The organism is Nonomuraea jiangxiensis, assembly GCF_900099965.1.
GTDB classification, from domain to species: Bacteria; Actinomycetota; Actinomycetes; order Streptosporangiales; family Streptosporangiaceae; genus Nonomuraea; species Nonomuraea jiangxiensis.
Map to the genome: position 1 here is coordinate 39,281 of NZ_FNDJ01000036.1, position 21,724 is coordinate 61,004.

Consider the following 21,724-nt stretch of genomic DNA (forward strand, 5'->3'; position numbering starts at 1 on the left):
CTGTCGGAGGACCCAAGGCATGGAATATTACGAGGTCAGCTACTTCGACCTGCATTTCAACCGCTTATCAGAGGATCACCATGACCGACCGGGCAGCACAGACGATCAAGGAATTGCGCGCCGAGCTCGACGAACTCAGCGCGCTGGTACGGGGATTCGGCGACGAGGACCTGGCGCGCACGTCCGGCGCCGCCGAGTGGGACGTGTCGCAGGTGCTGAGCCACCTGGGCAGCGGCGCCGAGATCACCCTCGCGGCGTTCGACGGAGCCGTGAACGGCACCGGTTCCCCGACCATGGAGGTCATCCGGGGCATCTGGGCGCGCTGGGACGGGATGTCGCGCGGCGAGCGGGCGGAGGCGTTCGTCACCGCCAACGAGGCGTTGCTGCGCCGCTTGGAGGAGCTGGACGCGGGGACGCGCGAGGAGCTGCGCATCGAGCTGTGGTTCCCGGGCGAGCCGGCCAGCGTGGCCAGGTTGACCGGCATGCGGCTCAGTGAGTTCGCCCACCACTCCTGGGACGTCAAGGTCGCCTTCGATCCCGCCGCGACGCTCGCCCCCGGGGCCGTTGAGCTGCTGCTCGACCAGGTGGGTGGCATGTTCGGCTATGTCGGCAAGCCGGAGGCGCTCGGCGGCCGGCAGGTGGCCGTCGCCGTCCACACCACCGCTCCGGCCCGGTCCTTCGGGCTGGACCTCGGCCCGGCGATGGCGATCACCGGCGTTCCCGCCGAGGCCGACGTCGTGCTCACCACGCCCGCCGAGTTCTGGCTGCGGCTGGTCTACGGCCGCCACGCCCCCGAGCACACGCCGTCCACGGTCGACCTCTCCGGCGACGCCGTCACCCTGGACGACCTGCGCCGCGTCTTCCCCGGCTTCTGACGCGCCGGACCACTGGAAGCGGGCGCACCGTCAGACCGCTGCTAGAGGAGGGCGCGCGTCAGGGCGTTGTCCTCGCCTGGCACGACCGGCGTGGTCAGGAACACCGGTCCCTGGGACATGAAGCGCGGTCGCGTCCCCCGGTGCTCGTCGGCGGCGTGCACGGTCAGCGGGTGCACCAGGTACATGTCGCCCGGCTGCCCGGTCGCGTACGCCACCGGCCGGCCCTCCGAAGCCGCACCCAGCAGCGGCCCGGCCTGGAACGGGTCGAGCACCTGATCGCCCAGCGCCCCGAGGGCGTCGCGCTGAGAACCCACTCTGATACGGGTCGGCGCGTCGTCCTCGCCCACCTCCGAGAGCAGCACGAGCAGCAGCATCGTCTCCGGCCGCCCCGACACGGCCCACGAGCCGTCGGGGTTGGCCACGGAGCTGTCGACGTGCCAGCCCCGATCGTCGGCCGACCCCACGCCGGGGAAGCGGATCGGCATGTTGCCGAGGGACCCCCGCGGCACCCACCCGCCGGGCCCGGCCAGCTCGTCCAACGCCTGGCGCAACCGCGGGCTGCTCACGAGCTCCCCGAAGGGCCCGTGGCCGGTCAGGTCGGCGGCCCACACCACGGGCTGCCGCCAGCCGGCGGGATCGTCGGGCGACAGGCCGATCTGCTGCCACACCAGCGCCCTGGCCGCGTCCCCCACCTCCCGGGGCACGGCCGCCTCCAGCTTGACGAACCCATCGGCGACAAAGCGGTCAACGTCTACCACGGACATACGAGCACCCTAACGACGCCGTCCACCGGTTTTCCGCCCTGCCGATCATCCGAGCCGGGGTGCCCGGCGAATGACGGGAAGGCGGCAGGATGCTGGATAAGTCCCGACAGTTGGAAGAAACGCGTACTCGGGGGTGGCTGTGACGGCGATGTCCTTAGGGCCGGCGTACAACCGTCTGTGGTTGGCGACGGCGCTGTCCAATCTCGGCGACGGAATTCGCGCGGGAGCCCTGCCCCTGCTGGCGATCTCCATCACCTCGGACCCGATCCTGGTGAGCGGGGTGGCCGTCGCCGGGCAGAGTCCGTGGTTGATGTTCGGGTTGTTCGCGGGGGCCGTCGTCGACCGTTACGACCGGCGCCGGTTGACGGTTCTCGTCGACGTGACACGCGTACTGCTGCTGCTCATCCTCGTCGTCGGGCTCGCTCTCGGCGTGGCCGGCATCGCCCTGGTGTACGCGGTCGCGTTCGCGTGCGGCGTCGGCGAGACCTTGCGCGACACGGCGACGGCCACCCTCCTCCCGCCCCTGGTCAGCGATGCCGACCTGGATCGGGCCAACGGTGGGCTGGTCAACGCGGAGGTCGCGGGCAACGAGATGGTGGGTCCGCAGGTCGGCGCGTACCTGTTCGGTGTCGCGATGGTGCTGCCGTTCGCGGTGAACGGCGGCGCGCTGGCGGTGGCGGCGGCGCTGATCTTCAGCCTGCCGAACGTGTTCGCGCCGAAAGCCGCTCCCCCGGCCGGAAAGGGGCGGATCTGGGCTGACACCCGCGCGGGCCTGCGATGGCTGGCGCGTCAACGGCGGTTGCGCACCCTCGTCATCCTCGGTGGCACCTTCACGCTGCTGGACAGCGCCTGGTTTCCCATTCTCGCGCTCTACGTCGGCCAGGTGCTCGGACTGCCGGGATGGGCCTACGGCACGCTGCTGGCGGCCGGCGCCGTCGGCGGGCTGGCCGGGGGCTTCTTCGCCGCCCGCGTCACCCGCCTGATCGGCTCCACGGCGGCTCTGACCGGCTGTCTCGGGTGTGCCGCCGCGGGACAGCTGATGCTCGCGCTCACGACCTCGGTCCCCGTCGCGGTGGCCGGGTTGGTGATCACGAGCGGCGCGTTCGGGGTGTGGGCGGTCGCGGCCCGGACACTCCGCCAGCGGCTCACTCCGCCCGAACTGCTGGGCCGGGTCAGCAGCGCGTGGATGACCATCGTGATGGGTGCGGTGCCCCTGGGGGCCGGCCTGGGTGGGCTGATCGCGAGCGGCTGGGGGCTGACCGCGCCCATCCTCGTCGGCGTGCCCCTCCTCGCGATCTCCGGACTTGTCTGCTATCTCACGTTCCGCGGGCGCGACGAGCCCGCATGACAGCACGACCGTGATGTGGCGCTCGGATCGATCATGCGAGCCGGGCGGCGATGGCGCGGGCGCACTCCATGGCCTCGGTGTGGGTCGTGTCCACCTCCACGTCGTAGTGGACGCCGTGGTGGACCAGGTCCGCCTGGGACTCGGCCATCCCGTTCACCCGGTCGCCCCGCGCGACCTCGCGGCCCGCGGCGACCGCGCCCTCGCATCGGACCGCGACCCACACGACGTGCAGCCCGTCAGCGGCCCGCTGCCACCGTTTCTGGGACGCCGCCCCGCCGAGGAAGACCTCGTCCACGATGACCCTGGCACCCGCGTGGACCATCGCGACGACTCCGTGGATCCAGGCCGCGTCCAGGGTCATGTACTCCGGCCCGACGATCACCTCGCCGCTCGGGCCGAACTTGATGCCGGCGTCCGAGTCCCGCATCGCCGCCGGCATCGCCTCGATCATGGTGTCCACTCCCAGGGTCAGCCACGCATCCGGCAGGATCGCCTGCAAGCAGCGGGCGATTCCGGACTTTCCCGAGCTGGAGCCACCGTTGAGGACGATCAGCTGAGTCATCACCGGTGTCACCCTAAGGTCGCCATGGCGATGGCCGAAACGCATTATCCGTGCGGCCCGCCGCCCCGGAAGCCGGGTCGAGGTCGCATCAGGTCGAGATCCTCGCCCCACGCGTCCAGCACCGCGCCGTGCCCGGCGCGCCGGGCCGCCGCCTCGACCTGGGCGAAGAGGCGCCGCTGCAGGGTGACGTCGCCCGTTGCCGAGATGCGGTCCGCGGCCTCCAGCAGCATCCCGGTGTCCCAGCCGGGCAGCGGGTGCCGGACGAGCTCCCATTCCAGGTACTTGTTGTACGGGCGGGGGCGGCGGTCGAGGGCGAAGAGCAGCTCCAGCAGGAACCGGACGCTGTCGGCGGCGTCGAGCCGGGCGGCGAGCGGGTGCCCGTCACGGGCGTTCTTGACGGAGCGGTAGAGGGAGTTGGCATAGGCGTCGAGCCACTCCCCGCAATCCCGGAAGGCCTCGTCGGCGTTGAGGCGTGCCTTGGCGGCCACGAGCTCGGCGATGCCCCCGTCGAGCCGGTCGAGCACCACTCTGGCGCGAGCGAGGGCGTAACGCTCGAAGCCCGGCATCCCGGCCCTGCGGAACTCGGCGAGGGTGAGGAGGACGAGGTCGAGTTCGGAGGTGCGGTGGCCGGCGAAGCGGGCGAGCTCCGTGGTCGCGCCGTCGGCGAGGACGACGTACAGATCGTGGTCGGAGTGCTCGGTGGTCATGCCGTCGTGGGCGCGGGAGCCCTTGAGCACGAGGCCGACGACAGCGGGGTCGGCGGCGGCGAGCTCGACGAACGCCTGGTAGGTGAGGGGCTCCTGTGACATGGGCTGTCCACCCTATGCCGCTCGTGACCGATTCGGGCCGCGAACGGCAGGGCGGCGCCGGTCAGGCCGTGACGGCCTTGGTCCATTCGTCGATCGTGATGACGTCCGCCTGCCGCGGGAACACCTTCTCGGTGAGCACCCGGTGCACCTCGGCGTCGCCGTCCAGGCAACCGTCCGACAGCACGGTCAGTCCGAAGTCGAGGTCGGCGGCCTGCCGCAGGGTGGACAGCACCACGCCGCTGGTCGCGATCCCGGTCAGCACCAGCGAGTCGATCTCGGCGGCGCGCAGCAGCATGTCGAGGTCGCTGCCCGCGAAGGCGCTGACGCGCTTCTTGGTGACGATCACGTCATCGGGGCCCGGTGCCACGTCGGGGTGGACCTCGGTGGCCGGTCCGCCGGCGAACCCGCCACCGGCCGAGGCCCGCGCGGCGATCTCGCCGAACGCCTTGTTGCGCGGGCTGACCTCCGGATAGCCCTTGCGGAACCCGACGACCACGTAGATCACCGCAATCCCGGCGGCGCGGGCCGCGTCGATCGCCCGGTTCAGCCTGGGCAGGTAGTCCGGGTCGTCGCCGAACCGCTCGACGATGACCCGCTGCACGTCCATCACGAGGAGCGCGCTCTTCGCCATTCTTGCTTTCCTTTCGGAGTGGGGACGGGCACCTCGCCCGCCCGCTGGTGCCGGCCCCGCAGTGCCGAGGCCAGCGCCGAGACCAGGGCCATGCCCGTGGCCACGCTGAACACGATCACCAGGCCGTGGTGGAACGGGCCGGAGACCAGGTTCGGGAAGAAGCCGAAGCCGGTCAGCGTGTCGCGTTGCGCCGGCGACAGCTGGGCCAGCGTCCCGGCGCCGAGCAGGTGCTCGACGGGGTTGTCGCCGAGGAACGTGGCGAACAGTGTGCTCACCGGCGGCAGCGAGGCCAGTCGGTGCGCGGTGTCCGCCGGCACGCCGTTCGCCCGGAGTCCGCTGGTCAACGCCGGCGGTAGCGACGACGCCAGTCCGGAGATCATCAGCGAGAAGAACACGCCGATGGACAGGGCCGTACCGGAGTTCTGGAAGGTGGAGCGCATGCCCGAGGCCGCGCCGCGATATTGCGGCGGCACGCTGCCCATGATCGACGAGGTGTTGGGCGAGGAGAACATCCCCTGCCCGAGGCCGCTGAGCAGCAGCAACAGCGCGAACACCGGGTAGGCGAAGTTCACCGGGAGCAGGAGCAGGCCGACGAACGCCCCCGCCATCACGATCAGCCCGGTCGTGGAGAACAACCGGGCGCCGAAGCGGTCGGACATGTACCCGGAGAGCGGTCCGGCGACGAGGAAGCCGGCGGTCAGCGGCAGCATGTAGATGCCGGCCCACAGCGGCGTGTCCTCGAAGTCGTAGCCGTGCAGGGGCAGCCAGACGCCCTGCAACCAGATGATCAGCATGAACTGCAGGCCGCCGCGGGCGATCGCGGTCAGCAGGGCCGCGAGGTTGCCCGCCGCGAACGCCTGGATCCGGAACAGCGAGAGCCGGAACATCGGCTCCTTGACCTTGGTCTCGATCAGGCAGAACAGCACCAGCAGGACGACGCCGCCGATGAGCCCGGCGAGCACCATGGGGTTGCCCCAGCCGGTGGCGCTGCCGCCGTACGGCTGGAGGCCGTACGTGATGCCCGCCAGCAGGATGCCCGCGCCCGCCGCGAACGTGACGTTGCCCAGCCAGTCGATCCGGCCGCGCCCGCCGGAGGCGGTCTCCCGCAGGCTGCGGTACGACCAGATCGTGCCTGCCACGCTGATCGGCACGCTGACCCAGAACACCGCGCGCCAGTCGACGACGGCCAGCAGGCCGCCCGCGAGCAGGCCGAGGAACTGCCCGGCGAGCGCGGTGATCTGGTTGATGCCGAGCGCCATGCCGCGCTGGCGGGCCGGGAAGGCGTCGGTGAGGATGGCGGCCGAGTTGGCGGTGAGCATGGAGCCGCCGAACGCCTGGACGATCCGCCACAGGATCAGCCACAGCGCTCCCCCGCCGCCGCTGAACGGGTCGAGCGACAGCGCGACCGACGCGCAGGCGAAGATGAGGAAGCCCAGGTTGTAGATCCTGACCCGGCCGAACATGTCGCCGAGCCGGCCGAGGACGACGACGAGTACGGCCGAGACCAGCAGGTAGCCGAGGATCATCCAGAGCAGGTAGCCGATGTTGCCGGGCGCGAGCGGGTCGAGTCCGATGCCGCGGAAGATCGCGGGCAGCGAGATGATCACGATGGAGGCGTCCATCGTGGCGATCAGCACGCCGAGGGTGGTGTTGGACAGGGCGACCCACTTGTAGTTCACAGCCGGTCCGCCAGCCGGTCGAGCAGGGGCATGACGGAGGCCAGCGTGCGCCGCTCGGCGGGGGTGAACTCCTGGTCGAGCACGTCGGCGAGGCGCCGTACCGACTCCGAGCGCCGTTCGAGCACGACCCTGCGGCCTTCCTCGGTGATCGTCATGACGACCCGCCGCCCGTCGGCGGCGTCCTGGCCGCGCCGGACGAGGCCGCGTTCCTCCAGCGCGGCGAGGGTGGCCCCCATGGCCTGCGGACGTACGCGCTCCATCTCGGCCAGTGATCCCGGCGAGTCGGGGCCGTCGCCGGCGAGCCGGGCGAGCACCGAGACGCCCGACAGCGTCACGTCGCCGACGGCGTGGGTCTGCCGCAACCGCCGCGCCATGCGGGAGACGGCGAGCCGCAGGGCGGAGCCGAGCCGGGCCGCGTCACCGGGAAGCTCGGGAACCCCCGTAGATGTTTCGACCGGTTTGTCCACTTCCATGGATAGTAACCATAGACTTCTTAGTTGTGCTAACTAACGACCGGGGGTCCCCTGACGCTGTGGGAACCCCCGGCCGGCAGGCGTCAGCAGGTCACCGCTTCGTCAGGCTGCCCACGCTGAGCAGGAAGTTCCCGCCGCGTTCGTCGGTACCGGCCATGACCGTCGACTGACGCCGGCCGTCGCTGGCGATCGCCCAGAACGTGAGCGTGGCGGTGCCCTGCGCGGTCCGGCAGGTCTGGACGGGCGGGTCGAGTTCGGCGGTGTTGCCGCGGGCGGTCAGCGTCCAGGCGCAGCCGTTCTCGGTCCGGGCGGTCATGGTCTTCCCGCGGCCGGGCGCGAACGTGACGAGGCCCTGCTGCGGGGTCTGAACCGTGCGGACCTGGCCGTCGGGGTCGGTGTAGCGGGTGGTGAGCACGTTCACGCGGGACTGCGGGTCGGACGCGTCGTACCGCCAGGTGCCGGGGAAGACCTCGCGCGCCCCCGCCCAGGCGCCGCCGGTCACCTTGGTACGGCTCCCCAGGTCGAGGCGGAACTCGTAGTCACCGGTCGGCTGGTGGCTGATGGCCACGACGCTCTCCCGCTCGTGGTTCCCGGACACGGCGACCGACCATTTCGTGATGGTGTACGCCGAGTTGATGACCCGGTTGAAGCAGTACTGGGCCGGGGAGTCCAGCTCCAGCGAGGTGGCGCCGACCGCGAACGTCCACGTGCAGCCCTGGTCCGTCCGGCCCACGATCCGGCCGCCGGCCTCCTTCGAGAACACGATGGTCCCGATCTGCGGAATCTGGAGCTCCGGGCTGGGAGAGCAGGTCGAGCTCAGTTCGGGACACCTGATGACCGCGACGTTCCGCATGCTCGCGCGGTCCGGCTGGTCGTAGTTCCACGTGCCCACGTACTCGTGCCCGCGCGGACTCCCGGCCTGCGCCATGGCGGGCCGTGGTGCGGCGAGCGCGCCCCAGATCGCCAGGCTCAGCAGCAGAACGAGCGCGGGCAGGTGCCGGCGCCGGGTCAAGGCATGCGTGTCCAGCATGAAAAGCCTCCTGTACGGGTGTTCGAGCCGCGACTACGGCGGCACCGGACGGCGGCTCGCGTCCGGTGCGATCACCAGCACGGTACGAACCCACCGGGCACCCGCACATCCGCGCCCTGTCCCATTCCGGGGCTACATCCCCGGTGGTAGATCGGCCGATCCTTCTCCCGGCGCCGTACGGACGGCGTCACCCCGAGAGGGATCGCTGATCTCTATTGCCGCGCGCCAGAGCGAGTGATACGCATTTTTGGAGCATGTTGAACAGTAAGCGTCCCTCGTCCCTTTTACCCCCCGAAGGGCAGATCACCTCATGAACCACATAGTGAACGCGCACCACGAAGGACTGACCAGGCGCCGCGTCCTGGGCGGAGCCGCCGGATTGGCCGCCGGGGCCGCCGCCGTCGCGGTGGGCCTGCCCTCCGGCACCGCGTCCGCCGCTTCCGTACTGACCGCGCCCGATCTCGTACGCTGGCGCCGGCAGGCGGCGGACGTGACGATCACCCGCGACGACTGGGGCATCCCGCACGTGGTGGGCAGGACCGACGCCGACGCGGTGTTCGGGATGATCTACGCCCAGGCCGAGGACGACTTCAACCGGATCGAGAACAACTACCTGGTCAGCCTGGGCCGCATGGCCGAGGCCGAGGGCGAGACCGCGATCTGGCAGGACCTGCGCCAGCGGCTGTTCATCGACCCCGAGGAGCTGAAGCGCGACTACGCGAAGTGCCCGGGCTGGCTGCGCCGGCTGATGCAGTCCTGGGCCGACGGGCTCAACTACTATCTCGCGACGCACCCCGAGGTACGCCCGCGCGTGATCACGCGCTTCGAGCCGTGGATGCCGCTCAGTTTCTCCGAGGGCAGCATCGGCGGCGACATCGAACGGGTGCCGCTCAGCCAGCTCGAATCCTTCTACGGCGACCGTACGGTGGCGATGACCGACGAGGAACTGGACCAGCTGTTGAAGGAGCCCACGGGCTCGAACGGCATGGCGATCGCGCCCAGCCACACGAAGAACGGCCACGCGCTGCTGCTGATCAACCCGCACACCAGCTTCTTCTTCCGCTCCGAGCAGCACGTGACCAGCGGTGAAGGGCTCAACGTCTACGGCGCGGCCACCTGGGGCCAGTTCTTCATCTACCAGGGCTTCAACGCGAACACGGGCTGGATGCACACCTCCAGCGGCGTCGACAACGTCGACGAGTTCGCCGAGACGATCGTGACCGGGCCGCACGGTCGCCGCTCGTACCGCTACGGCGACGAGCTGCGGCCCGTGACGACGAAGCGGATCACGCTGTCCTACCGCACCGCGGACGGCGGGCGGGCGCAGCGCACCTTCACCACCTACAGCACCCACCACGGCCCGATCGTGCGCGAGGCGGACGGCAAGTGGATCGCGTTCGCTCTGATGAACAAGCCCGTCGAGGCGCTGCAACAGAGCTTCCTGCGTACCAAGACTCGTGACTACCAGGGATACCTCAAGGTGGCCGCCTTCAAGGCCAACAGCTCGAACAACACGCTGTTCGCCGACTCGAAGGGCGACATCGCCTTCCTGGTGCCGCAGTTCATGCCGGTCCGCGACAACCGCTTCGACTACCGCAGGCCCGTGGACGGCAGCGATCCGGCGACCGACTGGCGCGGCCTGCACAGCCTCGCCGGCCTGCCACAGGTCGTGAACCCGAAGAACGGCTGGACGTTCAACACCAACAACTGGCCCTGGACGGCCGCCGGCGCGGACAGCCCCAAGGCCGCGGACTTTCCCCGCTATTTCGACCAGGCCGGCGAGAACCCGCGCGGGCCGCAGGCGATCCGGGTGCTGAGCGCGCGCCGCGACTTCACCCCGGAGACGCTGATCGCCGCCGCCTTCGATCGCCACCTCACCGCCTTCGCCCGGCTCGTGCCGGGGTTGGTCGCGGCGTGGGACGCGCTGCCCGCGGACGACCAGCGGAAGGCGGGACTCAGCGGTCCGATCGGCCTGCTGCGCGGCTGGGACTACCGCTGGGGCGCGGATTCGACCGCGACGTCGGTGGCCGTGTTCTGGGGCGAGGCGCTCTGGACGGCCACGTCCCAGGCGGCCGGCGCGGCGGGCATGTCGGTGTGGGACTACATGGCCGAGCGCGCCACCGCCGATCAGCGGCTCGCGGCGCTGGTGGAGGCCAAGGACCGGCTGACGCAGGACTTCGGCGGCTGGGAGGTGCCCTGGGGCGAGATCAACCGTTTCCAGCGCAACGACGGCGCGATCGTCCAGCAGTTCGACGACGCCAAGCCGAGCATCCCGGTGCCGTTCACCTCCTCGCGCTGGGGCTCGCTCGCCTCGTTCGGGGCCAGGCGCTACCCGGGGACCAAGCGCTGGTACGGCACCAGCGGCAACAGCTTCGTGGCGGTCGTGGAGTTCGGGCCGAGGCTGCGCGCCTGGGCGGTGACGGCGGGGGGCGCCAGCGGGCACCCCGACTCGCCGCACTTCAACGACCAGGCCGAACGGTACGCGAGCGGCAACCTCCGGCCCGTCTACTTCTATCCCGAAGACCTCAAGGGCCATGTCGAGCGCACCTACCGGCCAGGCAGGTGATCACTCGTCCACGGGGAGCCGGTCGCGCATGAGCAGGTGATCACCCCTCCGCCGGGAGCCCGCTGCGCATGAGCAGGTGATCACCCCTCCGCCGGGAGCCCGCTGCGCATGAGCAGGTGGCCCCGGCGGAACCGCTCGCCCTCCTGGGGCTCGCGCAACATCCTGCCGACCTCCTCGAACCCGGCCGCGCCCGCCAGCGCGGCCAGCTCGTCGATCGGCCAGCGGTACGCCTGGGTCACCCTGTGGTCGAACGCCTCCACCGGCCCGCCCTCGGACTCGAAGAAGCCCAGCAGCAGGTGACCGCCCGGGGCCAGCACCCGGCGGAACTCGGTGAAGTACGACGGCAACTGCCGGGCCGGGGTGTGGATGATCGAATACCAGGACACGATGCCGCTCAGCCCGCCGTCCGGCAGGTCGAGGGCGTCCATCGAACCGATCTCGAACCGCAGGCCGGGGTAGGTCCGCCGGGCAAGGTCGATCATCACCGGTGACAGGTCCACGCCGAAGACGTCGAGTCCCAGGTCCCTGAGGTACGCCGTGGTCTGCCCGGGGCCGCAGCCGAGCTCGGCGACCGGTCCGGGGGCGCGTACGTATCCGGCGAACGCGGCCAGGATCGCGCGGTCCAAGGGGAGGTGGTCGAGCGCGTCCCGGGCGAAGTCGGCGTACGTGACGGCGATGGCGTCGTACGCCTCCGCGGTCGTGGTGAGGTAGGAGGGCGATTCGGTCATAGCGGGGGATGCTAGCCCGACCCGGAGCGCGCTCCGACGGCGACTCGCGGACCGGAGGGTGTTGCGAGGGAGGCGTTGCGGTCGGCCTTTCACGGGTGAAGGATGCTCTTCCATGATCAGAGACCCGCAGATCCTGGCCTGTTCAGGGGTGCTGTATCCACCTGAGGGCTTCCGGCACCCCGGCGTCCAGATCTGGCAGGCCAGGCAGCTGGCCGGCGTGCGCAGGCCGCGCATGTGCCTCATCGCGACAGCGGTGGGCGACTCCCGTGGGCACATCGACGGCTGGACCGGGCTGGCCGCCTCCTTCGGTGACGCGGAGCTGTCCCATCTGCGGTTGTTCACCCAGCCGAACGTGTCCGACGTGCGGGCCCACCTCCTTTCCCAGGACGTGATCTTCGTGTCCGGCGGCAGCGTGGTGAACCTGCTGGCGGTCTGGCGCGCACACCGCCTGGACGAGATCTTGCGCGAGTGCTGGGAGCAGGGGGTCGTCCTGGCCGGGCAGAGCGCGGGGAGCCTGTGCTGGCATCTGGGCGGGGTGACCGACTCGTTCGGCGATGACCTCGATGCCGTCCCGGACGGCCTGGGATTCCTGCCTTACAGCAACGGCGTCCACGACGACCTGGGCGACCAGCCCCGGCGGGCCCGGTTCCGCGAGTCCGTGGCGCGGGGGGTGCTGCCGGCGGGGTACGCGACCGAGGACGGCGTCGCCCTGCATTACGTGGGCACCGACCTGCACGAGGTCGTGAGCGTACTGCCTGGCCGGAACGCCTGGTTCGTCGAGGCGGGGAACAAGGAGACGGCCCTTCCCGCCCGCCACTGGGTCCCCTGAAACGCTCACGCGGCCGGTGTTCACCGAGGAAAGGGAACTCCGAGTGCCATGAGCAGGGCTTCACGGCCTTCCTCTAGAGTGCTTGCGTCCCCCGTACGCGCCTGTGGCCCGTCCCTGCGGCGCGTGCCCGACCCGCCCCCGGGCCCTATCGAGGAGCAACCGTGACCGACCTGGTCTCCACGTCCGTGCAGCAGGAGATCGCCCAGGATCTCCAGGTGAGCGCGTCCTTCGACGTACAGCAGGAGATCGAGCGCCGGGTGGCCTTCCTCGCCGACCAGCTGACCTCCACGGGCGTGCGCTCGTTGGTGCTGGGCATCAGCGGCGGTGTGGACTCCATGACCGCGGGCCGGCTGTGCCAGCTCGCGGTCGAGCGGGTCCGTGCCGACGGGCGGGAGGCGACGTTCTTCGCGATGCGGCTGCCGTACGGCACCCAGGCCGACGAGCACGACGCGCAGCTGGCGCTGGAGTTCATCCGGCCGGACCGGATCCTGACCGTCGACGTGCGGCCCGCCAGCGATGCCGCGCTGGAGACGGTGCTGGCCTGCGGCACGGTGTTCCGCGACGCCCACCACCAGGACTTCGTGCACGGCAACATCAAGGCCCGGCAGCGCATGATCGCCCAGTACGCGGTGGCGAACGCCCACGGCGGCCTGGTGGTGGGCACCGACCACGCCGCCGAGGCGGTCTCCGGCTTCTTCACCAAGTACGGCGACGGCGCGGCCGACGTGGTCCCGCTCACCGGGCTCACCAAGCGGCGCGTACGGGCCGTCGCGCAGGCCCTGGGCGCACCGGCCGCGCTGGTCACGAAGATCCCGACCGCGGACCTGGAGACGCTCAACCCCGGCCGGCCCGACGAGGAGGCACTCGGCGTCACCTACGACGACATCGACGACCTCCTGGAAGGCAAGCCGGTCGCCGAGCCCGCCTTCGAGGCCATCATCCGCCGCTACCGTCTCACCGAGCACAAGCGCCGCCCACCGATCGCCCCCTGAACCCCCGGCCTCGCCGAAAACGCCGGCGCTTCCCTCCTATTTAGGGCAGCCGGTCGTGGTCGTGACCCAGACGGCCAATCGGCGTTCGCTACGGCTCGCCGTCCGCCTCGGCTTCCGCCAGGTCGGCACCTTCGAGGAGTTCGGCGCTGAGCAGGCTCTCTACACCGCCGGCCTGCACTCCTTCACCACCTGAATCAAAGGCCGAACACCGGCCGGCAAGCCGCCATCCCGTCAACCCTTACCGGGGGCCGGTTCTGCTCGCTCCACCTCTGCTTCGTGAGCCGTAGCCGGTCCGACACGACGGCCTCGTCACCGCGCGCGTCGACCGAGACGCCGTCGTGCTCGTAGCCGAGCTTGCGGGACACGCCCTGAGAGGCGTGGTTGTCCTGGAACACCTCGGTCCGCGCGGCGCGGGCGTCGAGATGATCGAAGGCCAGGCCGAGCAGGCCGGCCCGCGCCTCGGTCCCGTACCCCTTGCCCTGGTGTTCGAGGCCCAGCCACGAGGAGGTCGTGACCTCGCGGACGACCGCGAAATCGCGCGCCCGCAGCGTGACCACGCCGAGCGGCCGGCCCTCGCGGAAGACCCCGAGTCCGAGCCGCCAGTCCGCCACGTTCCAGTCCGCGAGCCCGCTCCAGTGCTCCCGGAGCACGATCCGCGCCCGGTCCTCGGGAGCGCCGTCGGTCCACGGGGTCAGGAACGGACGCTCGTCCGGCCGGTGCACGCCCTTGCCGGCGAGATCCGCCAGTGCCGCCAGCTCCTCCTCACGCGGCAGGCGAAGCTCAAGTCGTGGCGTGAAGATGGTCAGGCCGTACTGGGGCCACAGGTCGGTCAGCACGCCTCGGATCATGACGACCCGATCGCCGGCGCCGCAACCGGATTACCGCGTCCCTCAGCCACCGTTGAACGGGCAGCGGCGGCGGAAGTCCCGGGCGGCCTCCTCCATCGTGACGAACCGGACGCCCTCGTGGCCGCGCCAGTAGTCGATCAGGCGCTCCAGCATGAGCAGCACCTGAGGCCGGCCGGACACGTCGGGGTGCAAGGTGACCGGGAACACCCCGTAGTCCATCTCGCGGTACACCCAGTCGAACTGGTCGCGCCACATCGTCTCGATGTCACGCGGGTTGACGAAGCCGTGGCTGTTCGGGGACTTGCTTGACGAACATCATCGGCGGCAGGTCGTCGACGTACCAGTTGCCACAGAACTCCACCAGGTCGACCTCGCGGCCACGGACCAGGGGCCGCATCCACTCCGCCGCGTCCTTCCGGTAGTCGATCTTCGTCCAGGAGTCGCCGACCCTGGCGTAGAAGGGGGTGAAGTCGTTGTAGTTCTGCGAGTGGTCGTAGCTGAACCCGTTCTCCAGCAGCAACGACGCGGTGTTCTCGCTCAGCTCCCACCACGGCGCCACATAGCCCCGTGGCCGCCGGCCGCTGAGCTCCTCGATCAGCTCGATGCTCTTGGCGAGCACGTCCCGCTCCTGCTTCGGGCTCATCGCGATCGGGTTCTCGTGGGAATAGCCGTGGGCGCCGATCTCGTGCCCGGCGTCCGCGACCTCGCGTATCTGGTCGGGGAAGGTCTCGATGGAATGGCCGGGAACGAACCAGCTCGTACGCAGCTCGTACCTCTCGAACAGGCGCAGCAGGCGGGGCGCGCCCACCTCGCCCGCGAACACGCCACGCTGGATGTCGTTGGGCGAGTCCTCGCCACCGTAGGAGCCGAGCCAGCCGGCCACCGCATCGACGTCGACACCGAGACAGATCTGGATGTCCTTGCTCATGTCTGGAGCCCTCCTTGGAACCCGGCCGGCCGCCGCCGAGCGCCCCGTGCACCCGGCGCGTCGCCGAGGTCAGTGCGTCGCCGCACCCCACTCGCGTTCCCGGAGACCGCGCGACGACACCCGGCGGGGCCACCACCGCATGGTGTCGTCGAGGGCTCCCTACTCCTCCTCGGTGAACACGGTCTCGCGGCGCCTGCGGATGGCAGGCAGTACGGCGATGACGAGCGCCGCCACGGCCAGGACCAGGAGCACGGCGGAGATCGGCCGGGTCACGAAGACCGAGGCGTCGCCACGGGAGATGCTCATCGCCCGGCGCAGGTTCTCCTCCAGCAGCGGCCCGAGGACGAAGCCGAGCAGCAGGGGCGCCGGCTCGCAGCCGCACTTGATCAGGATGTAGCCCAGGATCCCGAAGAACACGATCGCGTAGACGTCGTACGCGTTGAACGACAGCGAGTACGTGCCGATCGCGGCGAACAACACGATCATCGGGAACAGCACCTGGTACGGGATGCGCAGCATGCGCACCCACACGCCGATCAGCGGCAGGTTCAGCAGCACGAGCAGCACGTTGCCGATCCACATCGACGCGATCAGGCCCCAGAACAGCGCCGGCTCGTCGATGATGACGTTCGGGCCCGGGGTGATGCCGTGCACGATGAACGCGCCGACCATCAGCGCCATCACCGGATGGGCGGGCAGGCCCAGGGTGAGCAGCGGGATGAACGACGTCTGCGCGGCGGCGTTGTTCGCCGACTCGGGGCCGGCGACGCCCTCGATCGCGCCGCGCCCGAACTCCTGCTGCCGCTTCGAGATCCGCTTCTCGACGGCGTACGAGGTGAACGAGGCCAGCACGTGACCACCACCGGGCAGGACGCCGAGCGCGGCACCGAGACCGGTGCCCCGCAGGATCGGGCCGACCATCCGGCGCCGATCCTCGCGGGTGGGCCAGAGGTTCTTCACCTTGCTGATGACCGCCCCCGCGCGGGTCTGCTCGTTCTCCAGGTTGCGCAGGATCTCGGCCACCCCGAACATGCCGACGGCGACCGACACGAAGTCGAAGCCCCCGTACAGCTCGCGCTGCTCGAACACGAACCGGGGCGTACCGGTGAAGATGTCCTGGCCGACGGTGCCGAACAGGACGCCGAGCGCGATCATCGCCAGGGCCTTGAGCGCCGTGCCGCGCGCCAGCGTGATCGACACGATCAGGCCGAGCAGCACCAGCGAGAAGTACTCGGCCGGGCCGAACCGCAACGCGACCCGGGCCAGCGGCGGGGCCGCGACGGCCAGCGCGACGGTGGCCACCGTGCCGGCGATGAAGGACCCGATCGCGGCGGCGGCCAGCGCCGAACCGGCCCGGCCCTGCCTGGCCATCTCGTGCCCGTCCAGCGCCGTGACCGCCGCCGACGACTCGCCGGGCAGGTTGATCAGGATGGCGGTCGTCGAGCCGCCGTACTGGGCGCCGTAATAGATGCCGGCCAGCATGATCAGCGCCGTCACCGGCTCGAAGCTGAACGTGATCGGCAGCAGCATCGCCACCGTCGCCGTCGGCCCGATGCCGGGCAGCACGCCGACCGCGGTGCCGAGCAGCACTCCCACGAAGCAGTAGAGGACGTTCTGGATCAGGAGGGCGGTGGAGAAGCCCAGCGCGAGGTTGTCGAGAAGTTCCATAACCTCAATCCGGATGCCGCGTCAGAACCCCAGCCACGGGCCCCACAACGGGATCCGTAGCTGGAGCGCGACGACGAAGATGAGCGTGCTGGCCACGGTCAGGCCGGCGGCCACGGCCACCGCCGTGAGCGGCCGCACGCGGGAGCTGGCCAGCGTGGTGAGCAGGGCGGTCACCGCCGACGTCGGCACGAATCCGAGGCCCCGGACGGCGAACCCGAAGAACAGGACGGCGACCACGATGACGGCGACCGCCCGCCACGGGATCGACCCGAACACGATCACCTCGCCGGCGACGAGCCCCTTGACCACGATCGCCAGCCCCAGTGCGGCCACGATCGAGCCGACCAGCAGCGGGAAGGCCCCGGGGCCCATCCGCAGCGGGGTGCCCAGGTCGTAACCGAGCGACCCCGCCACGAACGCGCCACCGATCAGGACGAAGATTCCCCCGGCGAGTACGTCCGGGAAGGACCTGCGGATCTTCACCTCAGGAGGCCTTGACCCCGGCATCGGCGATGACCTTCGACCAGGTGGCGATCTGCTCCTCCAGCTTGGCCCGGTGTGCCTGCGGGGTGGCGTCCTCGGCCGAGACCGGCGCGGTGCCGAGCTTGGCCATCTGGTCGATGACCTTCTGGTCGGTCAGTGCGACCTTCAGTGCCTCGGTCAGCTTCTGCACGACCTCCTGCGGGGTGCCCTTCGGAACGTAGAGCCCGTGCCACACGCTGACCTGGAGCCCGGGCAGCCCGGCCTCGGTCGTGGTGGGCAGGTCGGGCATGGTCTTCACCCGCTCCGGCGTGGTGACCGCGTACGCCTTCACCTCGCCCGCGGAGATCTGGCCGCTGGTGTTGGTCGTCTGGTCGCACATGAAGTCGACCTGGCCGCCGACGAGGTCGGTCAGCGCGGGGCCGGTGCCCTCGTACGGGACCTCCTGCAGCTTGACCCCGGCGGCGGTCTGGAACAGCAGGCCGCACAGGTGGGACGCGGCGCCGATGCCGGCGTTGGCCAGCGTGACCTTGTCGGCGTTCGCCTTCACGTAGGTCACCAGGTCCTTGAGCGACGTGGGCTGGAAGTCCTTGCGGGCGACGATCGTCATCGGCACCTCGGTGACGAGGCCGATCATCTCGAAGTCCTCCAGCGGCTTGTAGCCCAGGTTCTGGTACAGGGCGGGCGCCGTGGACATGCCGATGTGGTGCATGAGCACGGAGTAGCCGTCGGCTTCCGCCCGCGCGACCTCGCCAGCGCCGACCGTGCCGCCCGCGCCCTCGACGTTCTGGACGACGACCTGGGTGCCGAGCTTGGCGGCCATCGGCTCGGCGATCAGGCGGGTGACCGTGTCCGTCGGGCCGCCGGCGCTGAACGGCACGATGATGGTGATGTTCTGCTCCGGGTAGCCTGCCGCGCCGCTGCTGGCGGCACCGGTGGCGCCCCCGGTGCCTCCGGTGCCGGAACAGGCGGCGACGAGCGAAACGACGCCGATCGCGGTAATCATCCGCGCGGCGGCCCGGTAACTGCTTATCGTTCTCATGTCGCGGCCTCCTCGTCAGCGCATACACATTTGTCGGTGAGTGCGCCGCCTTAGTCTCGATTGGTAGAGACCCGGATGGTGTCAGAGGAATCCCAAGGAATGCGGCGGATGTCAGGAGAATCCCAAGACTGGAGGGCTAACGCGAGCGCCGGTGCGGGCCGTACAATCCGGTATGCGGATCACCATCATCGAGGATGACGACCGCGTGGCGCGTGGTCTGGTGACCGTCCTGGCCCAGGCGGGCTTCGAGGTCCACCGCATCGCCACCGCCGCGGAGGCCGTACGCGCCGCCCCGGCCGACGTGGTCCTCGTGGATCTGGGCCTGCCCGACGGCGACGGAATCGACGTGATCCGGAAGCTGCGTGACCGCCCCGAGACCGCCGTCATCGCCGTGACGGCACGCTCGGAGGAGCACGAACGGGTCCGCGGCTTACGCGCCGGCGCCGACGACTACATCGTCAAGCCGTTCGGCATCCCGGAGTTGCTGGCCCGGATCGACGCCGTCCTGCGGCGCACCCGCGTGGCCCGGGCCCTGAGCCAACCGGACGAGCCGCTCATCCTCGGCCCGATGCGCATCGGCGTCGGCACCCGCGAGGTCACCGTGGACGGCACGCCCGTGACCCTGACCCGCAAGGAGTTCGAGCTGCTCCTGCTGCTGGCCCGGCGGGCGCCGAACGTGGTCAGCCGCGACGTCATCCTCGACCAGATCTGGGGCGCCACCTGGGAGTCCTCCAGCCGCACCCTGGACACCCACATCGCGGCGTTACGGCACAAACTCGGGCCGGCCGTGCTCATCCGGACGATCCACGGGGTCGGCTACCGGCTCCTGGCCGACCAGCCGTAGCCGATCGGCCGACCTGCCGTGCACCGCCGCCTGCTCGTCGTCCTGGTGCCCCTCGCGGTGCTGCTCGTCGCCGCGCTCGGGGTGCCGCTCAGCGTCACCGTGGCCGAGCGGGAGATGCAGGAGACGTACGTCGACCGGCTCAACGACGTCGGCCGGTTCGCGTCGCTGGCCGACACCGCGCTGTCGACCGGGCGTACCGAGGCGCTCCAGCAGGAGCTGACCCGCTACCACGAGCTGTACGGCATCCCGGTCGCGGTGATCGACTCCTCGGGCACGGTGCTGCTCGGGCCGGCCGCGGCCTACCGGCGGGCGGCGCGGGCCGAGCCGGCGCTGCCCCGGATCGTGGCCGCGGCGCTGGCCGGCGCCAGGTCCGAACCGTCCGGGGAATGGGCGCCGTGGAACGACTCCGCCCTCGTGGTCGCGGAGCCGGTGGGCCGGGACAGCGAGGTCGTCGGTGCCGTCGTGACGATCTCCGACCTGTCGAAGACGCGCAACCGCATCCTCGTACGCTGGGCCCAGCTCGCCGCGCTCGGGCTGCTGCCGCTGGTCGCGCTGGTGGCCGTCGCCTGGCCGGTGTCGGCGTGGGTGCTGCGGCCGGTGCGGGAGCTGGACGCGGCCAGCTCGCGGATCTCGCGGGGCGACCTCACCATCCGGGCGGACGCCGAGGCCGGCCCGGCCGAGCTGCGGCGGCTGGCGGGGTCGTTCAACACGATGATGGACGCGGTCGAGAACGCCGTGGAGCGGCAGCGGGCGTTCGTCTCCGACGCCTCGCACCAGTTGCGCAACCCGCTGACCAGCCTCCGGCTCGCCGTGGAGAGCCTGGAACCGCATCTGCGCACGACCGGCAACGGGCGGCAAGTGTACGACGTCGCCGTGGACGAGCTGAAGGCGATGCAGCGGATGCTGAACTCGCTGCAGGCCAGCGCGCGGATGGAGAGCATGCGTACGGCCTCGCCGGTGGACCTCGACGCGGTGCTGGCGACCCGGGTGGACCGGTGGCGGGCGCTGACAGCGACGGCGGGGCAGGCACTGGAGGTCGACGTACCGCCCGGGCTGCGGCTGCTGGAACCACCGGGCGGGCTCGGCAGCATCCTGGACGAGCTGATCAGCAACGCGCTACGGCTGTCGGACGCGCGGGTGATCGAGGTGAGCGCCCGCGTCGTCCCCGGCGATCCGGACCCCGTCACCGCTGATGGTGCGGATGGAGGGGTGGTGACGATCGCGGTCCGGGACGATGGCCAGGGGATCGACCCGTCCGAGCGGGACCAGGCGCTACGGCGGTTCTGGCGGTCACCGCGCCACCAGAACGTGTCCGGGACCGGGCTGGGGCTGGCGATCTGCGCGGACCTGGTCGGGGCCGCGGGTGGTGAGGTGCGGCTGGAGGACGGCCTGCCACGACCGGACGGCTCGGGGTACGGATTCGCCGCGGTCGTGGCCCTGCCGATCGCTCCCCGGGTGGTGTCGTCCGCCGACACCCCGGCCCCGGTGTGACCGAACCCTTCAGCGCTTGCGGTCGCGGAACCAGGCGACCGCCCCCGGGTGCAGCGGGATCGACGCGGTGGAGATCCCGGTCCGCACGTTGATCTGCCACGTTTCGAGCACGGCTTCGGCCTCGTCGGGGCCGGTGGAGGGGATCGTACCGCCGCCCGTGAAGATCGTGTCGGTGATGGCGTGGACCAGTTCGTCGGGCAGGTCGTTCCGTACGAGCAGCACGTTCGGCACGGCGACGGTCCTGGTGGCCGGGACTCCGGCGTAGGCGGTCGCGGGGATCATGGCCGGTTTGTAGGGGCCCGGGTAGGCGGTGATGAGCGCGTCCGCCTGCGCGTCCAACGGGATCAGCCGGACCGGATGCCGCTGCGCCAGCTCCACGACGGCCGGTGTGGGAACGCCGGTCAGGGAGAACATCGCGTCGATCTCGCCGCCGCTCATCGCCGCCGCCGATTCGGCCTGGCTGATGTACCGCCCGTCGGCCTTCACCCCGCCGAGCTCCAGGATCCGCAGCGACGTGAACTCCGTACCCGAGTCCCGGGCGCCGAGGGAGATCCGCTTGCCCTCCAGGTCCCGGAACTCGACGATCGGCGAACCGGCCATGACCACGAGATGCAGGTGACTGTCGTAGAGCCGGCAGATCGCCGAGAGCCCCTCGGGCGCGCTGCCGTCGGTCGTGATCAGCGCGTCCAGACTCGTCAGCCCGAGGTGCACCTCACCGGCCCGCAACATCCTGATGTTGTCGGTGGAGGCCCCGCTCGGCACGGTGACCACCGTGGCCCCCGGCACCCCCTCGGAGATACGCGCGGCCAGCGCACCACCGATCCGCCGGTACACCGCCCCCGCGGGCCCCGTCGCCAGCCGCAGGCGAACCTCGTCCACCTGAGCCTGCCGGGAACACCCGACGAGAGCGACACCAGCGGCCAGCAGCACCGCCCGCCGGCCCAGCCGTAACTCCGGGTTCAGCACCATGCCGAGATGATACGGACTGTTCGCGTCCCCCTCCCGGACAACCAAGAAGCGGTACCGACAGCGCCGCGTCACAATCGCCGGCCGGCGCCAAGCGCGTCCAGCAGTTGGGGACGTCGATCGGTCCGCGTGGGTGCTGATGCCCTTCGGGGGAGGCGGCGCTCCCGCTGG

23 protein-coding genes are annotated in these 21,724 nt (G+C 70.8%); 8 read left to right on the forward strand and 15 right to left on the reverse strand.

Features of this window, described 5'->3' with window-relative positions; all coding sequences use genetic code 11:
• Positions 1–80: 80 nt before the first annotated feature.
• Complete coding sequence (locus BLS95_RS47040; protein ID WP_090946129.1) at positions 81–875, forward strand: maleylpyruvate isomerase family mycothiol-dependent enzyme; 795 nt, start codon at positions 81–83, stop codon at positions 873–875.
• A gap of 41 nt (positions 876–916) precedes the next feature.
• Here BLS95_RS47040 and BLS95_RS47045 read toward each other — a convergent pair whose 3' ends face one another.
• On the reverse strand, positions 917–1,639 hold the full coding sequence (locus BLS95_RS47045) for a phytanoyl-CoA dioxygenase family protein (RefSeq protein WP_143044196.1): 723 nt from the start codon (positions 1,637–1,639) through the stop codon (positions 917–919).
• Between the two features lie 148 nt (positions 1,640–1,787).
• On the opposite strand from BLS95_RS47045, the gene BLS95_RS47050 reads away from it, so the two are divergent.
• Positions 1,788–2,987, forward strand: a complete 1,200-nt coding sequence (locus BLS95_RS47050; protein ID WP_090946130.1) for an MFS transporter — start codon at positions 1,788–1,790, stop codon at positions 2,985–2,987.
• Between the two features lie 31 nt (positions 2,988–3,018).
• Here the strand turns inward: BLS95_RS47050 and cpt are convergent, their stop codons facing one another.
• The 6 genes from cpt to BLS95_RS47080 form a co-directional block, all read right to left on the reverse strand.
• Positions 3,019–3,549, reverse strand: a complete 531-nt coding sequence (gene cpt, locus BLS95_RS47055) for a chloramphenicol phosphotransferase CPT (RefSeq protein WP_090946131.1) — start codon at positions 3,547–3,549, stop codon at positions 3,019–3,021.
• 44 nt (positions 3,550–3,593) lie between these two features.
• A complete protein-coding gene (locus BLS95_RS47060; RefSeq protein ID WP_090946132.1) occupies positions 3,594–4,358 on the reverse strand; it encodes a hypothetical protein in 765 nt (254 codons plus the stop codon).
• 61 nt (positions 4,359–4,419) lie between these two features.
• On the reverse strand, positions 4,420–4,989 hold the full coding sequence (locus BLS95_RS47065) for a cysteine hydrolase family protein (RefSeq protein WP_090946133.1): 570 nt from the start codon (positions 4,987–4,989) through the stop codon (positions 4,420–4,422).
• Positions 4,965–6,668 (reverse strand): MFS transporter, encoded by a 1,704-nt coding sequence (locus tag BLS95_RS47070; protein ID WP_090946134.1) that lies wholly within the window; start codon positions 6,666–6,668, stop codon positions 4,965–4,967. Before BLS95_RS47070 ends, BLS95_RS47065 begins: the two co-directional genes overlap by 25 nt.
• Positions 6,665–7,141, reverse strand: a complete 477-nt coding sequence (locus BLS95_RS47075) for a MarR family winged helix-turn-helix transcriptional regulator (protein ID WP_090946135.1) — start codon at positions 7,139–7,141, stop codon at positions 6,665–6,667. Before BLS95_RS47075 ends, BLS95_RS47070 begins: the two co-directional genes overlap by 4 nt.
• A 91-nt stretch (positions 7,142–7,232) precedes the next feature.
• Entirely contained in the window at positions 7,233–8,171 is a 939-nt protein-coding gene (locus BLS95_RS47080; protein WP_090946136.1) for a hypothetical protein, read from the reverse strand.
• A gap of 310 nt (positions 8,172–8,481) precedes the next feature.
• On the opposite strand from BLS95_RS47080, the gene BLS95_RS47085 reads away from it, so the two are divergent.
• Complete coding sequence (locus BLS95_RS47085; RefSeq protein ID WP_090946137.1) at positions 8,482–10,737, forward strand: penicillin acylase family protein; 2,256 nt, start codon at positions 8,482–8,484, stop codon at positions 10,735–10,737.
• Between the two features lie 80 nt (positions 10,738–10,817).
• On the opposite strand, the gene BLS95_RS47090 is transcribed toward BLS95_RS47085, so the two are convergent.
• Positions 10,818–11,465 carry a class I SAM-dependent methyltransferase gene (locus BLS95_RS47090; RefSeq protein ID WP_090946138.1) on the reverse strand — a complete coding sequence of 216 codons (648 nt, stop codon included), beginning with the start codon at positions 11,463–11,465 and terminating at the stop codon, positions 10,818–10,820.
• 112 nt (positions 11,466–11,577) lie between these two features.
• On the opposite strand from BLS95_RS47090, the gene BLS95_RS47095 reads away from it, so the two are divergent.
• The 3 genes from BLS95_RS47095 to BLS95_RS55030 all read left to right on the forward strand — a co-directional run bounded on the left by BLS95_RS47095 (position 11,578) and on the right by BLS95_RS55030 (position 13,479).
• Positions 11,578–12,294: a Type 1 glutamine amidotransferase-like domain-containing protein gene (locus BLS95_RS47095; protein WP_090946139.1), complete on the forward strand. Its 717-nt coding sequence runs from the start codon at positions 11,578–11,580 to the stop codon at positions 12,292–12,294.
• Between the two features lie 161 nt (positions 12,295–12,455).
• Positions 12,456–13,286 carry an ammonia-dependent NAD(+) synthetase gene (gene nadE, locus BLS95_RS47100; protein WP_090946140.1) on the forward strand — a complete coding sequence of 277 codons (831 nt, stop codon included), beginning with the start codon at positions 12,456–12,458 and terminating at the stop codon, positions 13,284–13,286.
• A 55-nt stretch (positions 13,287–13,341) separates the two neighbouring features.
• A complete protein-coding gene (locus BLS95_RS55030) occupies positions 13,342–13,479 on the forward strand; it encodes an acetyltransferase (RefSeq protein WP_143044197.1) in 138 nt (45 codons plus the stop codon).
• A 1-nt stretch (position 13,480) separates the two neighbouring features.
• Here BLS95_RS55030 and BLS95_RS47105 read toward each other — a convergent pair whose 3' ends face one another.
• From BLS95_RS47105 to BLS95_RS47125, 6 genes are all read right to left on the reverse strand, one after another.
• Positions 13,481–14,122, reverse strand: coding sequence for a GNAT family N-acetyltransferase (locus tag BLS95_RS47105; RefSeq protein WP_090946141.1), 642 nt, complete (start codon positions 14,120–14,122; stop codon positions 13,481–13,483).
• Positions 14,123–14,176: 54 nt separating this feature from the next.
• A complete protein-coding gene (locus tag BLS95_RS58655; protein ID WP_245765712.1) occupies positions 14,177–14,389 on the reverse strand; it encodes a polysaccharide deacetylase family protein in 213 nt (70 codons plus the stop codon).
• Between the two features lie 10 nt (positions 14,390–14,399).
• Positions 14,400–15,062: a polysaccharide deacetylase family protein gene (locus tag BLS95_RS47110; protein WP_245765713.1), complete on the reverse strand. Its 663-nt coding sequence runs from the start codon at positions 15,060–15,062 to the stop codon at positions 14,400–14,402.
• A gap of 159 nt (positions 15,063–15,221) precedes the next feature.
• On the reverse strand, positions 15,222–16,730 hold the full coding sequence (locus BLS95_RS47115) for a tripartite tricarboxylate transporter permease (protein ID WP_090946142.1): 1,509 nt from the start codon (positions 16,728–16,730) through the stop codon (positions 15,222–15,224).
• A gap of 21 nt (positions 16,731–16,751) precedes the next feature.
• A complete protein-coding gene (locus BLS95_RS47120) occupies positions 16,752–17,213 on the reverse strand; it encodes a tripartite tricarboxylate transporter TctB family protein (protein ID WP_218136328.1) in 462 nt (153 codons plus the stop codon).
• Position 17,214: 1 nt separating this feature from the next.
• Positions 17,215–18,252: a tripartite tricarboxylate transporter substrate binding protein BugD gene (locus tag BLS95_RS47125; protein ID WP_218136329.1), complete on the reverse strand. Its 1,038-nt coding sequence runs from the start codon at positions 18,250–18,252 to the stop codon at positions 17,215–17,217.
• A gap of 172 nt (positions 18,253–18,424) precedes the next feature.
• On the opposite strand from BLS95_RS47125, the gene BLS95_RS47130 reads away from it, so the two are divergent.
• Together BLS95_RS47130 and BLS95_RS47135 are read left to right on the forward strand one after the other, a co-directional pair.
• Positions 18,425–19,096 carry a response regulator transcription factor gene (locus BLS95_RS47130; RefSeq protein WP_090946145.1) on the forward strand — a complete coding sequence of 224 codons (672 nt, stop codon included), beginning with the start codon at positions 18,425–18,427 and terminating at the stop codon, positions 19,094–19,096.
• 18 nt (positions 19,097–19,114) lie between these two features.
• Positions 19,115–20,587 (forward strand): sensor histidine kinase, encoded by a 1,473-nt coding sequence (locus tag BLS95_RS47135; RefSeq protein WP_090946146.1) that lies wholly within the window; start codon positions 19,115–19,117, stop codon positions 20,585–20,587.
• A gap of 9 nt (positions 20,588–20,596) precedes the next feature.
• Here BLS95_RS47135 and BLS95_RS47140 read toward each other — a convergent pair whose 3' ends face one another.
• On the reverse strand, positions 20,597–21,556 hold the full coding sequence (locus BLS95_RS47140) for a TAXI family TRAP transporter solute-binding subunit (protein WP_090946147.1): 960 nt from the start codon (positions 21,554–21,556) through the stop codon (positions 20,597–20,599).
• Positions 21,557–21,724: the final 168 nt, after the last annotated feature.